Source organism: Roseateles sp. P1_C6 (genome assembly GCF_056406315.1).
Genome location: NZ_JBFUAK010000004.1, coordinates 156412 through 170816 on the forward strand (window position 1 = coordinate 156412; position 14405 = coordinate 170816).

At 70.5% G+C, this 14405-nt stretch carries 14 protein-coding genes; 6 read left to right on the forward strand and 8 right to left on the reverse strand.

Features of this window, described 5'->3' with window-relative positions:
- Positions 1-13: 13 nt before the first annotated feature.
- Both AC1D29_RS09440 and AC1D29_RS09445 read left to right on the forward strand, forming a co-directional pair.
- Positions 14-1138, forward strand: coding sequence for a hypothetical protein (locus AC1D29_RS09440; protein WP_477896517.1), 1125 nt, complete (start codon positions 14-16; stop codon positions 1136-1138).
- Positions 1139-1202: 64 nt separating this feature from the next.
- A complete protein-coding gene (locus AC1D29_RS09445) occupies positions 1203-1859 on the forward strand; it encodes a hypothetical protein (RefSeq protein WP_477896519.1) in 657 nt (218 codons plus the stop codon).
- A 25-nt stretch (positions 1860-1884) separates the two neighbouring features.
- Here AC1D29_RS09445 and AC1D29_RS09450 read toward each other — a convergent pair whose 3' ends face one another.
- The 8 genes from AC1D29_RS09450 to AC1D29_RS09485 form a co-directional block, all read right to left on the reverse strand.
- Positions 1885-2604, reverse strand: coding sequence for a DUF6683 family protein (locus tag AC1D29_RS09450; RefSeq protein WP_477896521.1), 720 nt, complete (start codon positions 2602-2604; stop codon positions 1885-1887).
- Between the two features lie 74 nt (positions 2605-2678).
- Positions 2679-3410: a DUF6683 family protein gene (locus AC1D29_RS09455; RefSeq protein WP_477896523.1), complete on the reverse strand. Its 732-nt coding sequence runs from the start codon at positions 3408-3410 to the stop codon at positions 2679-2681.
- A gap of 91 nt (positions 3411-3501) precedes the next feature.
- Positions 3502-4701 carry a TolB family protein gene (locus tag AC1D29_RS09460; protein ID WP_477896525.1) on the reverse strand — a complete coding sequence of 400 codons (1200 nt, stop codon included), beginning with the start codon at positions 4699-4701 and terminating at the stop codon, positions 3502-3504.
- Positions 4702-4769: 68 nt separating this feature from the next.
- Positions 4770-5453 (reverse strand): hypothetical protein, encoded by a 684-nt coding sequence (locus AC1D29_RS09465; RefSeq protein ID WP_477896531.1) that lies wholly within the window; start codon positions 5451-5453, stop codon positions 4770-4772.
- Between the two features lie 163 nt (positions 5454-5616).
- Entirely contained in the window at positions 5617-6321 is a 705-nt protein-coding gene (locus AC1D29_RS09470) for a DUF6683 family protein (protein WP_477896533.1), read from the reverse strand.
- Entirely contained in the window at positions 6318-6965 is a 648-nt protein-coding gene (locus tag AC1D29_RS09475) for a GNAT family N-acetyltransferase (protein ID WP_477896535.1), read from the reverse strand. The genes AC1D29_RS09470 and AC1D29_RS09475 overlap by 4 nt, the downstream gene beginning before the upstream one ends.
- Positions 6962-7255: a flagellar biosynthetic protein FliO gene (locus AC1D29_RS09480; protein WP_477896537.1), complete on the reverse strand. Its 294-nt coding sequence runs from the start codon at positions 7253-7255 to the stop codon at positions 6962-6964. Before AC1D29_RS09480 ends, AC1D29_RS09475 begins: the two co-directional genes overlap by 4 nt.
- 27 nt (positions 7256-7282) lie before the next feature.
- Positions 7283-8491: an EscU/YscU/HrcU family type III secretion system export apparatus switch protein gene (locus tag AC1D29_RS09485; RefSeq protein ID WP_477896539.1), complete on the reverse strand. Its 1209-nt coding sequence runs from the start codon at positions 8489-8491 to the stop codon at positions 7283-7285.
- A 472-nt stretch (positions 8492-8963) separates the two neighbouring features.
- Between AC1D29_RS09485 and AC1D29_RS09490 the strand changes: the two genes are divergently transcribed.
- The 4 genes from AC1D29_RS09490 to AC1D29_RS09505 are packed head-to-tail and all read left to right on the forward strand — an operon-like array spanning position 8964 to position 14381.
- Positions 8964-9563 carry a lytic transglycosylase domain-containing protein gene (locus AC1D29_RS09490; RefSeq protein WP_477896541.1) on the forward strand — a complete coding sequence of 200 codons (600 nt, stop codon included), beginning with the start codon at positions 8964-8966 and terminating at the stop codon, positions 9561-9563.
- Positions 9560-11560: an FHIPEP family type III secretion protein gene (locus tag AC1D29_RS09495; protein ID WP_477896543.1), complete on the forward strand. Its 2001-nt coding sequence runs from the start codon at positions 9560-9562 to the stop codon at positions 11558-11560. The genes AC1D29_RS09490 and AC1D29_RS09495 overlap by 4 nt, the downstream gene beginning before the upstream one ends.
- Entirely contained in the window at positions 11557-13362 is a 1806-nt protein-coding gene (sctC, locus tag AC1D29_RS09500) for a type III secretion system outer membrane ring subunit SctC (protein WP_477896544.1), read from the forward strand. The genes AC1D29_RS09495 and sctC overlap by 4 nt, the downstream gene beginning before the upstream one ends.
- A gap of 5 nt (positions 13363-13367) precedes the next feature.
- Entirely contained in the window at positions 13368-14381 is a 1014-nt protein-coding gene (locus tag AC1D29_RS09505) for a SctD/MshK family protein (RefSeq protein ID WP_477896546.1), read from the forward strand.
- Positions 14382-14405: the final 24 nt, after the last annotated feature.

Below are 14405 nucleotides of genomic sequence, written 5' to 3' on the forward strand. Positions count from 1 at the left end.
CGGGAGGCCGGCCATGAGCGTGCTTGCAATCGACGGCGCCTCCGGCGCCCGGCCGGCGCCACCGGTCACGCGCGATCCCGCGGCGGACGTGGTCGGCCGCGCGACCGACCCGCGCACCGGCGTGGTGGACACCCAGCGCCTGGCGCGCTGGGTGGTGGACGCGCGACACACCGACCCGCAGTCTGCCGAGACGGCGCATGCCGCCATCGAACAGCACCTGCTGGCATCGGGTCATCCCGGTGACGTCGCGCACTATCACCAGGACCTGCTGCAGGCCGCTCGTGACAGCCAGGCCGGCGCAACCGGGCCGATGCCGGACCACGTCCCCGGAGGCCTCTGGGCCTCCGGCCAGTCGTGGGTCCAGCAAGGCGGCCAGCTGCTGCGCGACAACCCCATCCTCGTCAAGCAGTGGGAGGCGACGCGCAGCCAGTGGACCGGCAAGGGCGGGTTCACGCCCGGGCTCGCCGATCTGTTCAGGCAGAACGGCATCCAGTTCGACGCCAGCATCCGCACGCCGCCACCGGGGTCGCTCGGCCCCGGCAACGGGGTGCGGGTGGCCGTTGCCAACAACACCAACGGCGCCCTGGCGCGCGACGCCATTGCCAATGAATGGCGGGCCGCGGGCGCGCAGGTGCGCACCGAGGTGCCGGAGCAGGGCGGCGCGCGGCGGGTGGATGTCGTCGTGGAGCCGCCGGCGACCGACCCGCGCATGCGCCAGCGCATCGACATCGAGTCCAAGGTCGGCCGCACGGGCCTGGACAGCGACATCCGCGGCCAGGTCGCGCGCGACGCCGAGGCGCTGAAGGCCAACCGCATGCTGCGTGGCTCCGGCCAAGTGCTGGAAGGCGTTGGCAAGGTCGCCCGGCCGGTGGGCGTGGTGCTGGACGCCATCTCGCTGGGTCAGGCCTACCGGGCCGACGGCAACCGCATCGGCGAGAACACCGGTCGCACCGCATCCGGCGTGGCCGGCGGCGCGCTCGGTGGCTGGGGTGGTGCGGCCGCGGGTGCGGCCATCGGCACGGCCATCTTCCCGGGCGTGGGCACGGTGGTGGGCGGCATCATCGGCGGCATCGGTGGCGCGATTGCCGGTGACGCGGGCGGCCGCGGCATCTTCAATACGGTAAAAGGCTGGTTCTGACCGCGGCCTCTTCGAAGTGGGCGGCTCGACAGGGTCGCCCACTGTTCGTTTGCGCTTGTTCAACATGTTGAATCTGATTCAGCGCTGGCTCGCCGGCGCCCCCCGCGTGCCCACCTGGGACTTGAGCGACTACCCGCATTTCGCGCTGCCGCACGCGGGCTGCGGTGCGGCGCTCAGCGACGATCAGGCGCAGCAGAACTGGGCCTTCTTCCAGGCCACGCTGGCCGAGCGCCTGCGGCTGGTGCGCGGCTGGCTGCTGGCGCACGGCGGCCCCGACCCACAGGCACTGCAAGGCGTGGCCTACGCCAAGGCCTTGAACACCTGGGCCAAGCAGCACTGGCCACAGCTGCCCCCCGCGGCCGGCCTGCCGGCGCACAAACCCTGGCCCGACGGCCCGCGGCACGGCCGGCACATCGTCTACAGCCTGCTGGGCGATATGGCGCTGACGCTGGGCGAGGCGATCCGCCAGGCGGATGGGCACTGGCGCTGGGGCCTGAACCTGGACGCCGTCGACCTGGCCGACGGCATGCACTCGTCGCGGCGGGTCGTGTTGCTGGCCCCGCTGCGTCACCCGACGCCGCAGGCCAGCGAGGCGGTGCTCGATCTCGAGGCCATGGTCGTGCATGACTACGAGTCACCGGACTCGCCCAACTTCACCTACCTCGAGGTCTGGGCCAGGACGGTGGCCGACGCGATCTCCGGTCGGGACTACAGCTTCTGAGATCGCGGCGGCAGGCGCCGCCAGGTCAGCGCGCCACCAGCCCCTGCCGGCCGATCTGGATGCGCTCCACCGCCAACCCCAGCGCCGCCTCCAGGTTGGCCTTGGCCGCGTTGCGGAAGTTGACCTCTTCGTTGGGGTTGGGCTTGCGGTTCAGGTGCTCGCGGTAGACCACCATGAAGGTGCCCACCATGGCCAGCTGCTCGAACATCGCGCGCTTGGCGGTGGGGCTGCTCTGGGCGAAGGACGGGTTGCGCGCCAGCAGGCTCTGCATCTGCAGCACCAGCGACTTGAAGTCCTCATCGGCCACCTGCTGCTGCATGAAGGCGGCGTAGTTGCCGGCGATGAAGGCGGCCACGCCGGCGGCGACATCGTTGGGCGTCAGTCCGAGCTGGGTCTCGAGCTTCTGCCAGAAGACGAACGATTCCTCATAGGCCTTGGTCATCGCGCCGCGATGGGCGGCCGGGAAGCGTTGCGCCAGTTCGGCGGCGGACTGGCGGACCTGAGGCGGGCCGTCCACCACGATGGGCGCATTGAAGGGGCCCAGGTTGGCGCCACCGTTGGCTGCCGGCGCGGGGGCGAACGTCGGCGCGGCCGTGGCGGCGCCGCCCGCCGCGGGCTTGCCGAGCATGCCGCGCATCTGCTCGGCCAGGCTGATGGAAGGCGCGACCTGCGCGAAGGCCGGTGCGGCGGCACAGGCGAGGGCCGCCAGCACGAGGCGCAGGGAAGGGGTCTGCAGTCGAGGCAAATCGAACTCCAAGAAAAATGAGCTGGTGATGGCCGGCCCCGGGGCTGGGGCTACAGCCGCCCGCGCGTTCTCGCTCAGCGCAGCTGTATGCCGCGGGCCGTGAAGCGCAGGCTGTCCGCGGCGTCGCCCAGCACCACGCGCAGGTTTTCCCGCGCCGACTGCCGCAGATTGGCCACCACATTGGCAGGCTGCTGCTGGCTGGTCTTGTTGGCCAGCGCCATGAAGGTGCCCAGCATGGCGCACTGCTCGTAGAGGCGGCGGCGGTCCGCCGGGCTCAGCTGGTCCAGCAGGCCCTGGACGGCGGGACTGGCGCGAAGCTGGTTCCCCGCGGCCGTGACCGATTCGTCGCTGAGCTCACTGCCCGTCATGGCCATGTAGTTGCCCGCCAGCAGGGCCGCCATCGCGCCGGCGACGTCGTTCGCCGGCCATCCCAGCTTCTGCTCCAGCTGGTGATAGCCCGGCATCAACTGCACGTAGACCTTTTCCAGTCGCGCGCGCTGCGCCGGCGGCGCCGCCTGCGCGAGCTCGGCCGCGTTGCGCTCCACCTGCGGCGAGGCCAGCGGGAAAGCCTTCTGCCCGCCGGCCTGGGGTGCGCCGGGTCGTGTGGCGTTGATGAGCGCCTGCTGGTTCAGGAAGGTGTTGCTGATGAAGTTGGAGGCCGGCGCGTTGTAGGTCTGGGCGAACTCCATGACGTACTGCGCCGACGCCACGGGCGACACCAGGCCGGCCAGCAAGGCCAGCGTGCCGGTGCGCCACGCAACGCGGAGTGCCGGCGAGCGGCGCACATGCTTCAAAGCTGTTTTCATCACGAGACCCATGTGGATGTGGCGAACGAACCCTGCCACCCAGTTTCCAACAAGCCCGTTGCCCATGCAGCGATGAACGCGTAAGCAATGGTCATGGCAGCCAGCGCAGCGTCGAGCAGGTGGTGACCCATTCGCCGCCGCCGCCGGTGGTAGCGAGCATCTTGAGGGCCAGCTCCTGCTTCACCGCGGGCCAGGTGAAGGCCTGCGCCTGGGCCTGCGACGCGGGCAGCACATAGGCCGGGCTCGCCGCGCAGCCGGTGGTGCCGACGACCTTGGCCGCGCCGATGCTGTCCTGCGGCCAGACCGGCGCCGCGGTGGCGCCGTTCATGTACAGCACGAAGGCCAGCCACTGGCCGTCGGGCGACCAGGTCGGGCTGCCGAAGGCATAGCCCAGCGGGTCGGTGGTGTCGGCCACGGCGGTCATCTGCTTGATGTCGCTGCCGTCGGCACGGGCCGTGAAGATGTGGGTGTCCATGCCGTTGCCGCGCTTGACCCGCCAGGTGAAGGCGATGCGCGTGCCATCGGGGCTGACGGCCAGACTGCTCTGACCGGCGACGAAGCTCGTGTTGTCGACGGCGTCGTTGGACGGCAGCGCCAGGCGAGCCACCAGCTCTGAAGTCGTGCTGGTTGGCGACGACACCCAGAGCTCGTTGGCGCGCAGGTACAGGTAGCGGCCGTCGGGCAGCCAGGCCTGTGGGTCGCCCACGATGTCGGCGCCGTCGAGTTGCGACCCCTGCTTTTGCACGCTCATGTTGCTCGCATCGAAGACGGTCAGGCGACGGTCGGTCTGGAAGTTGTCGCCGTACTGCGCCAGCGCCCATTTGCCGTCTGCCGACAACTGCAGGTCACTCAGGCCCAGCAGGCTGGACACGGCCTGCGGCGTGCCACGCGCGGCGAGCGTGGCCGCATCGAACCACGCGACCGGATAGCTGTTCAGGCCGCTGTCGCGCGTCCAGCGCACCAGCGTCTGGCCGTTCTGGCTGGCCGACCACACATCGAAGCTCGCATTCGTCGACGCGGGCAGGCTGACCTGGTTGCCCAGGGACAGGTCCATCAGCCGCGCGGCGCGTCCGTCCGGCGCGTTGACCAGCAGTCGGCCCGGCAGCGTGCGGCTGCCGTACGTGGTGATGGACGGCGGCGTGGGGGTGGTCGGCGACGTCGGCGTGGTGGGGTCGGGCGACGATGAACCGCCGCCGCCACCGCCGCAAGCCTGCAGCAGCGCAAGTGCCGCGCCGGCCAGGATGGTTTTCAGGACATTCGCTGGGATTCGGGGGAAATGGCTGGCTGTCATGGAGGGCGCTGGAAAAAGGAAAAACCGGAGTGCCTTTTCGGCACTCCGGCGATGGGGGCAAAAAGCGATTACTGCTTGCGGGCCACCGAGGACATGGCTTCACCGATGGCCTTGATGGCCGTCGAGAAGGTGTTCTGCAGCAGGCTGAATTCCTGCGACGTGGCTTGGAACTCCGCGTTCAGTTGCTGCATCTGCTTGGCAGAGGCTTGCTGGTCGGTGTTGCTGCCGCCGGTCTTGGTGTTGGCGATGCGTTGGCTCAGGTCGACCAGCTTGCCGGCGCGGTCGCCCATGGTCTTGCCCATCGCCTTGGCGATGGCAACCAGCCAGCTTTCGGCCGAAGCCTTGCCGTCGGCCTTGCCTTCACCCTTGAGCTGCTTGGTGGCTTCCTCGACGATCTGCTTGGCCGAGTCCTGGATGAATTGCTGCATCCAGTCGCCAGCGGCTTCCTTGGCGTGGCCAGCGGCTTCCGGGGTCACGCCTTGCTGGCTTTGGCTGAGCAGGCCTTGCACGGCCTCGTCGATCTTGGACTTGACTTCCTCGGCCAGGAACTTGGGCATGCCATGTTCCTTTTGCAGCGTGTCGACGGCTTGCTTGCTCGCGTCGCCGACGGCTTGCTGCAGCATGCCGCCGATGGCCTGGCCGATCATGGCGCCGATCGGGCCGCCGAAGATGCCACCGACGATGCCGCCCACGGCACCCAGGATGCCACCCGAGCCACCGCCACCGAAAACGCTGCTAACTGCTGATCCCATGTTGATCTCCAAAAAGATTGGGTTTCGCGGCAAACCTTGCCGCAGTCATTGATTGAAATTCCGAGGCATCTGAATCCGGCGGCGACTGAGAAAAACACCGGGTTCGCTGCGTGTCTTGTCGTCAAGGTTTTCTAATCAAACTCTGCGGCGTTGACGGGTTTCATTAAACGGGGTCGGACCTGCGCTGCCTATCTGCGGCTGCTCCTAATTCGGCGTGCTGCGCGCTAGGGTTGCCCGCAGTCGGCACGTCCAGCGCACGCAGCACGGCGCACAGCGCGGGCAGGTCCAGCCCCAGCTGACCGCGCAGGCTGCTGCTGGCCATCCACGTGGCCGAGGCCTGCTGCGCCTTGCCCTGGCGGCTGGCCTGCACGGTCCATTCGCCCAGGGCGACGGCGAGCACGGCGAAGCGCTCGAACGCGTCCTGGCGTTCGGCCAGCGGCGCGTCATCCCAGGGCAGCTCGTCGATGACCCAGGCCTTCAGCCATTGCGTGACGGCCTGCCAACGCTGCGGGCTGAGCGGCTCCTGGTCGAAGGCCTGGCGGCATGCGCCCAGATAGGCCGCCAGCGCCACGCCGAGGTCGTCTTGCGCGGCGTCGGCCGCCAGTTGCGTGCGGTAGTGCTGCAGGCAGCGCGCGAGCAGCTCGGCGTGTGCCGCGGCGCCGCCCAGCATCTCGCTGAGCGCGCCCGCCGCGGCGGCCTGCTGCAGCGGCCGGGCGGGCAGTTGCCAGCGCGTCGCCAGTGCGTCGGGCTCGGCGCCGCTGGCGGTGTCGGCGAAGGGCGCGTGCGCGAGGCGGGACTGCGCCAGCGCTTGCGCCAGGCGTTGGCCCAAGGCCGATTGCCAGGGGTTGGGTGAGGCGGGCTTGTTCATGGTCTGGCGAGGGCTGAGGGTGGGAGGGCGCGCCGGCTCAGGCGCAGGCGGTCGCGGCGGCCGAGGAGGCGCACGTTCGACCAGGTGGTTGCGTCCAGCGCGTGGTAGTCGGACAGCTGGCCCTCGTAGGGCGCGCGGCGGCGCGGCGAAAAGCCCAGCGCCTCCAGGCAGACGCGGGCGCCACGGTTGTCGGGGTGGCAGACGCCCCAGACGGTGCGCAGTCCCAAGCGCTCGAAGGCGTGATGCAGCAGCACCTCTCCGCCGCTCAGGCTCAAGCCGCTGCCCCAGTGCTCCGGCATGAGCCGGCTGCCGAGTTCCGCGTCGCCGGGTTGTGGACCTGTGGCCGTGGTGCCAGGGCGTGCCTGCATCGGCATCAGGCTGAACCAGCCGGCAAACTGCTCGCCATCGCCATCGTCCATCGGCACGGCGCAGCGCCAGATGCCCAGGCCGGGGTGCCGGCGGTAGAAGCCGGCCAGGCAGGCGGTGAAGTCCTGGGCCCAGCGCGCCTCGTGCAGCGGCTGCTCGTCGGGCAGCAGCGCGCGGACGCGCGGGTCGGCATGCAGGCGCTGCACATCGGGCGCGTCGCCGGCGACGAACTCGCGCAGCAGCAGCTTGTCGCCGCGGTGGAAGAAGCCGGCGCTCATGCGTCGCCGCCCGTTGGGGTGGCGGGGTGAGGCCAGCGGGCCAGCAGGCTGATGCCGCCGGCCGTGACGCCCAGCATCCAGCGCTCGCCGGCATGGTCCAGCAACACGACGCGTTCGCGTGTCCCGACCGGCAGCGCGCGCACGAAGCGCAGCGCCTCGGTGGTGTCCGTCGGGGTGCCGCCGCCCAGGTTCTGCAGGCGGCGCCAGCCACGGATCAGCACCCAGGCCAGCAGCAGCACGAAGGCCAGCGCAGCGAGGGTGCTGGCGAAGTTGAGCATCAGTTCTTGCATGGTGTCCGGGGCTTGTCGATGCGGGGCTCAGGCGGACACCACGCGGGGATCCAGGTCGGGGTGACGGGTCAGGTCTTCACCCGGCGCCGGCCGCGTGCGTGGTGACTCGGGCGGCACCTGGTCACGCCGGTGCGGGTCGGCGCGGGCGGCCTCCCACTTGAGCTGCTCGCGCACCCCTTCGGCCCAGACGATGACCTCGGCCAGCACGTCGAACAGGTCCGGCGGGATGACCTCGCCCTCCTCGCAGCGCGCCAGCAGCTCGCGGGCCAGCGGCACGTTGCGCACGATGGGCACGCCGGCATCCTCGGCGGCCTCGCGCATCGCGCGGGCGACGTGATCCTCGCCCTTGGCGCTGACGGTGGGCACGGGGCAGCGGCCGGGCTCGAAGTCGATGGCGATGGCCACGTGCGTCGGGTTGACGACCAGCGCGCTGGCGCCGCGCGCGGCCGCCTGCTGGTTGCGCTGGCTCCATTCGGCATGGGCCTGTTTGCGCTGCTGCTTGAGGTGCGGGTCGCCCTCGCTGTCCTTCATTTCCTTCTTGATGTCGCGCATGCTCATGCGCAGCTTCTTCGTGTAGCGGTGCCGCGTCCAGAACGTGTCGAGCGCGGCCACGCCGGCGAACACGCCCACCGTCCAGGCCAGCGTCTTGACCGTGGCTTCCCAGACGAGGCCGCCCAGGTGCTGGGCCGGCCGCCCGGTGTCAAGCGCCAGCCGCATGGCGTCGGGCAGCAGCAGCCGCGCCACGGCCCAGCCTATGCCCAGCAGCAGGGCGGTCTTGAGGATGCCCTTGATCAGCTCGACCAGGTTGTCCAGCGAGAACATGCGCTTGATGCCCTCGGCCGGGTTCAGGTGCTCCAGCTTGGGCGCCGCCTTCTCGAACGCGACCACCGGACCGGCCTGCAGGAACTCCACCAGCGTGCCCAGTGCCGCCACGGGGATGACGAGCAAGGCCACCAGCAGCAAGGCCAGCTCGACGCTCTGCCAGCCCAGCAGCGCGGCGACATGGCCGAAGCCTTCCTCGCGCCAGCCGCTGGAGATGCGCGCGAACAAGGCCTCGCACAAGGCTGCAGCCCTTTCGGTTCCCAGGCGCAGGCATAACGCTCCCATCACGAGCCACACCAGCAGCGTGGCCGTGCTGGTCAGCTCCTTGCTCTTGGCGATGTCGCCCTTCTTGCGGGCGTCCTGCAGGCGCTTGTGGGTGGGTTGCTCTGTCTTGTCGCCGCTGTCGTCGGCCATGGCTCCCTAACACCTATTTCTAGGGGGTGCAAACGTGGGTTGTGAAAACTTGTTTTCAGAAGCGAGTCAAAACCTACTTCTAGGGGGCAATACCACCCTGCCGCCAACAGCGTGGCTGCAGCGTGCGGACCGAACGATGCCGGGTCTTGCCTCCCCCGCGAAGCAGCAAATGTTTCTACGCGTAAACATGGGGGTAGGTGGTCTGCATACAAAGGGTGCGAGGTCCACTGACGATTCGGTTACGTCTGCTTTCAATGGTCATCACGTCGGCTGTCCTTGCCCGCATAGTCCGCCACTCGCAAATCGCACTGGACGGTAAAAATTGTTCGGACTCCGACAGCTCTCCCAGGTCATCGCGACTGGCATGGTGTGCACCGTGGTAGCTGCCGCTCAGGCTGCTGCGCAGTGCCGCACAGCTAACGTCGAGGATTTGCTGACCGAAGGCGAAAGGCCTGCTACGGCCGGCGGTTTCATGCTCGCCGAGCGGCTGTGCGTGGCGACCCTGGTGCGCACCGTGTCGACGCCGGCGGCGGTCGCCGCTGACGAGCCGGTCGCGGTGCTGGACGATGCGCCGGCAAGCCCGCCAGTGCAGGAGGCCGCACCGCGGGCCGAGCCCAAGCCGCCGCTGCGCCGTGATGCCGCCGGCCAGGCCCGCATCCGCGCGCTGGCGCCCTTGATGGCCGAGGTGGCTCAGCGGCACGGTATCGACCCGCTGCTGCTGCACGCGTTGGCGCACATCGAATCGCGCCACCAGAGCCAGGCCATCTCGGCGGCCGGCGCGCGGGGGCTGATGCAAGTCATGCCGGCCACGGGTCGCGACATGGGCATCGCCGCCGAGCGCGAGCTGCTGACGCCGCAGGCCAACCTCGAGGCTTCGGCCCGCTACCTGAAGCGGCTGCAAGCCCGCTTCGGCAGCGACCTGCGCCTGGTGCTGGCCGCGTACAACGCGGGCGAAGGTGCGGTCGAGCGCCACGGCCGCCGCGTGCCGCCCTACGCCGAGACCCAGGCCTATGTGCGCAACGTGCTGGCCGTCTATGCCGAGCTGCGGCGCAGGTTCGGAGTGCAGGCATGAGCACCACCAAGCGCACCGACGGCCTGTCCGGCTACTTCGCCGCAGCCGACCAGCCGCGCGAAGGACTGATCGCCCGCTTCAGCGACCTGTTCCTGGTTGCCGGCATCGTCGCCATCGTGGCCTTGATGGTGCTGCCGCTGCCGCTGTGGCTGATCGACATGCTGGTGGCCGTCAACATCGCCTCGGGGCTGGTGCTGATCCTGATCGCCGTCTACGTGGCCGGGCCGCTGGAGTTCTCGGTGTTCCCCAGCGTGCTTTTGATGACCACGCTGTTCCGGCTGGCGCTGTCCATCGCCACCACGCGGCTGATCCTGCTGCATGCCGATGGCGGGCACATCATCGCCACCTTCGGCAAGCTGGTGGCGGGCGGCAACCTGGTCGTGGGCCTGGTGGTGTTCCTCATCATCACCGTCGTGCAGTTCATCGTCATTGCCAAGGGCGCCGAGCGCGTGGCCGAGGTGGCGGCGCGCTTCTCGCTGGACGCGATGCCGGGCAAGCAGCTGTCCATCGACTCGGACCTGCGCTCGGGCCTGATCGACAAGGACGAGGCCAAGCGCCGCCGCCGCACGCTGGAGCTGGAAAGCAAGCTGCACGGCAGCCTCGACGGCGCGATGAAGTTCGTCAAGGGCGACGCCATCGCCGGCATCGTCATCATCCTGATCAACCTGCTGGGTGGCCTGGCCATCGGCGTGCTGCAGCAAGACCTGGCGCTGGGCGAGGCCGTGCACCGCTACTCCATCCTGTCCATCGGCGAGGGCATGGTGGCGCAGATCCCGGCACTGCTGGGTGCGATGGCCGCCGGCCTGCTGGTGACGCGCACCAACGACGACGAGAACGATCGCCACCTGGGTGACGCCATCCGCAAGCAGCTGGGCGCCAAGCCGCGCGTTCACCTGATGGCCGCCGCCATCTGCCTGCTGCTGGCCACGGTGCCGGGGTTCCCGCCGCTGGTGTTCGGCCTGCTTGCCGTGGTGTTCGGCGTGGGCGGCGTGATGCTGACGGCCAAGGGCCGCGACTGGCTGACGGAGCACATGCCCGACCTCGGCGCCAAGCGCAAGCAGCCGGAGCCCGCTGCGTTCAAGACGGCGCAGCCGCGCGTGCGGCCGTCGGTGCCGCTGCTGCTGGAGTTGCCGCAGGGCATGCTGGGCGACGGTGGCCTGGCCGTCACGCGCGCCATCGAAGCCATGCTGGACGACCTGCAGCTCGATCAGGGCCTGCCGCTGCCGCGCCTGGCCTTGCACGGCCGCGTGGGGCGCGATGGCTGGCGCCTGCTGGCCCACGAGGTGCCGCTGGCCGAAGGCGAGCCGGTCGGCGACGCGCTGGCGCTGGCGGAGCAGGTGCGCCAGGCGCTGCGCCGTCAGGCGGCGCTGTTCATCGGCATCCAGGAAACCAGCGAACTGCTCACGCGTGCGCAAGCCGAACTGGCCGACGTCGTCAAGGAAGTGCTGCGCGCGCTGCCCGTGCAGAAGGTCACCGAGGTGTTGCGCCGCCTCGCGTCCGAGGAGGTCTCCATCCGCAACCTGCGCGACATCCTCGAAGCGCTGGCCGACGCCAGCCAGCGCGAGAAGGACGTGCAGGCGCTGACCGAGATGACGCGCATCGCGCTGCGTCGCCAGACGCACCACCGCGTGTGCCCCAGCGGCGAGCTGCGGGCCTTGATGCTGTCGCCCGAGCTGGAGGCACTGCTGCGCCAGAGCCTGCACGTCAGCGGCGGCGTGGCGCAGCTCGCCATCGCACCCGACGTGGCGCGCCAGCTGGCCGCCGACGTGCAGACGCAGGTGGCGGCGCTGCGGCCACAGGCCATCGTCTGCGCCGTCGACCTGCGCTGGCACCTGCGCAAGCTGATCGAGAACGAGTGCTTCGACACGCCCGTGCTGTCCTTCCACGAACTCCTGCCCACGCTGCGGCTCACGCCGCTGCTGCATCTGCCGCCGCCGGGGCCCAGCCTCCCTGCGCCCCACCAGGCCACGCCCCAAGCCGCACTTCTCGCCGCATGACCTCACATCTCAGAATCGCGGCAGCCGTCACGCTGCTGCTGGCCCAAGCCGTGCCCTTGTCCGCCGCGCCGCTGCCCGAAGGCCTGCGCCCGCTCAAGGTCGAAGCGCGTGACCAGCCCATCGAGCAGTTCCTGCAAGGCCTGTTCTCGGGCAGCGACATCCCCGTCGTCGTCAGCGGCGTGCAGGGCCAGGTCAACGGACGCTTCGAGGGTACGCCGGCCAATCTGCTGCGCGACCTGAGCCGCGCCTACAACCTGCTGAGCTACTACGACGGCGGTGTGCTCTACATCGCGCCCGCCAGCGACACCACCACGCGCAGCTACCTGCTGTCGCCGGCGGCAGCGTCGCAGGTCCAGCGCGCCGCGCAGGCCTTGCAGCTGCCCGACACGCGCAACACGCTGAAGTTCGGCGACGACGGCGCGCTGCTGGCCGTGGGCGCCAAGCGCTTCGTGCAGCAGGTGGACGAGCTGGTGCGCCAGGTGCGCCCGGCCACGGCCAGCGCGGCCGTCAACAACTGGGCGCCCGTGCAGCAGCAGCCGCTGCCCGACTACCGCATCTTCTACCTGCGCTACGCCTGGGCGCAGGACGTGCCCATGAGCTTCGGCGGCCAGCAGACGACGCTGCCCGGTGTGGCCAGCATCCTGCGCTCGCTGGCCGGCCAGCCGAACAAGACGCGTGCCAGCGTGGCCACCGATCCGACCCGCGCGCAGGGCAGCCAGCGCCTGCGCGGCGGTGCCCTGCGCACCGGTGGCACGGGCAGCACGCTGGGCCTGGTCGATGACACCGCGCCCGGCGTTCGTGGCACGGAGACGCTGGTCGCCGCGCTCACCGAGGTGGGCTACGCCCCGCCGGGCGCCGCCGAGCCGCCGCCCCCGCCCGACTTCAGCCCGCGCATCGAGGCCGACCCGCGCCTGAACGCCGTCATCGTGCGCGACCTGCCCGAACGGCTGGACCGCTATGCCGCCCTCATCAAGTCGCTGGACATCGAGCCCCAGGCGCTCGAGATCGAGGCGACCATCATCGACATCAACACCGACCGCCTGCGCGAGCTGGGCATCAACTGGCGCTACAACCACGGCCTGTCCAGCCTGCTGGTGGGCAACGGCACAGCCAGCGACCTGCGCCTGAACGGCCAGCAGGACGTCACGCCCAGCGCCAAGGGCGGCGCCATCTCGGCCGTCATCGGCGACCGCTTCCCCTTCGTGGCCCGCATCACCGCGCTGCAGAGCGACGGCGCGGCCAAGGTCGTCAGCAGCCCGCAGGTTGTCACGCTGTCCAACGTCGAGGCGGTGTTCGACAACAGCTCGACCTACTACGTGCGCGTCGCCGGGCGGGAGGAGGTGGACCTCTTCAACGTCACGGCCGGCACGCGGCTGCGCGTCACGCCGCACGTGTTCAAGGACGGCACCGACGCGGCGCGCATCAAGCTGCTGGTGCAGATCGAGGACGGCGGCCTGACCGGCCAGACCGTGGACCAGCTGCCCGTCGTCGAGCGCTCCGGCATCAACACCCAGGCGCTGATCTCCGAGGGCGAGAGCCTGCTGATCGGCGGCATGGTGCGCGACAGCTCCACGGCCGGCGTCGACAAGGTGCCCGTGCTGGGCGACATCCCGCTGCTGGGCAACCTGTTCAAGACCCAGCGCAAGGGCGGTCAGCGCATCGAGCGCATGTTCCTCATCACGCCGCGCCTGGCCAGCAGCAAGGCGGCGGCCGACGCGATGGACAAGGTGCGCCAACCGCTGCCGAACCCGGCGGCGCCGGTGGGGTCGGCGGGTGGCGACGCCGTGACGCAGCAGGAGTGACAGCCATGCCGAAGATGCCCCCCTCCCCAGATGCCGCGCTGGAACTCCGCGTGCTGACGGGCCGCCAGGCCGGCGCCCGCGCGCGGCTTGACGCGCAGCGCGACCTGCTGGTCTGCGGCCAGAACGCGGCCAACCAGGGCGACACGCAGTTCGCCGACATCCTGCTCGCCAGCCAGGCCGACTTCCACGCCCGGCTGCTGCCGACGGCGCCGGGCCGGGTCAGCGTGCAGCTCATTTCCGGGTACGCGGTGCTGGCGGAGCGCGAGCTGATGCCCGGCACCGACCTGCACGCCTGGGCGCCCGGCCAGCCGCTGCAGCTGGGCGACACCCGCGTGGCCTACGGACCCGCCGACCAGGCGCGCTGGCCCGAGCCCGTCATGCACGACGGGCCCGCGCTGCTCACCGCCGACCGCGCCGCCAGCCCGCCTGCCGCGGCGCCCCGCGCCCGCCCCGTGCTCGAAGGGCTGCTGACCGCGCTGGGCCTGGTCATGGTCACCGGCGGCGCGATGCTGGCCTGGCGTGGCGGCACGCTGCGCGAGGCGGGGCAGGTCGTCGCCAAGGTCGTACCGCCCGCGCTGGCAGCACCCGCAGCCACCGTGCCGCGCGACCCGGTCGATCTGCTGGCCGGCGTGGTGGACGTGTTCCGCCTGTACGGCATCGCCGCGCAGGCGAGCTGGTCACCCGAGGGCGAACTGGTGCTGCGCACCCACGAGCGCGACAGCGCCAAGGTGCAGGCCGCCGCCGCGGCCGCCCGGCGCGACATCGCCCGTCTGCCGGCGCTGCGCGTGGACAACCAGCCGCCCGCCGCCGCCGTGGCCGCGGCCAGCCCCGCGCCGGACGACCCGGCCAAGCGCCTGGTGGCCGTGGTCGACAACACCGACAGCCCGTACTTCATCACCGCCGATGGCAGCCGCTATTTCAGTGGCGCGCTGCTGCCCAGCGGCCACCGTGTCGTGCAGATCGCCGAGCGCGCCGTCATCGTCGAGCGCGACGGCCAGCGCACGCGACTCACGCTCTGATTCTTTCTCCCTCAACCCTCCCAA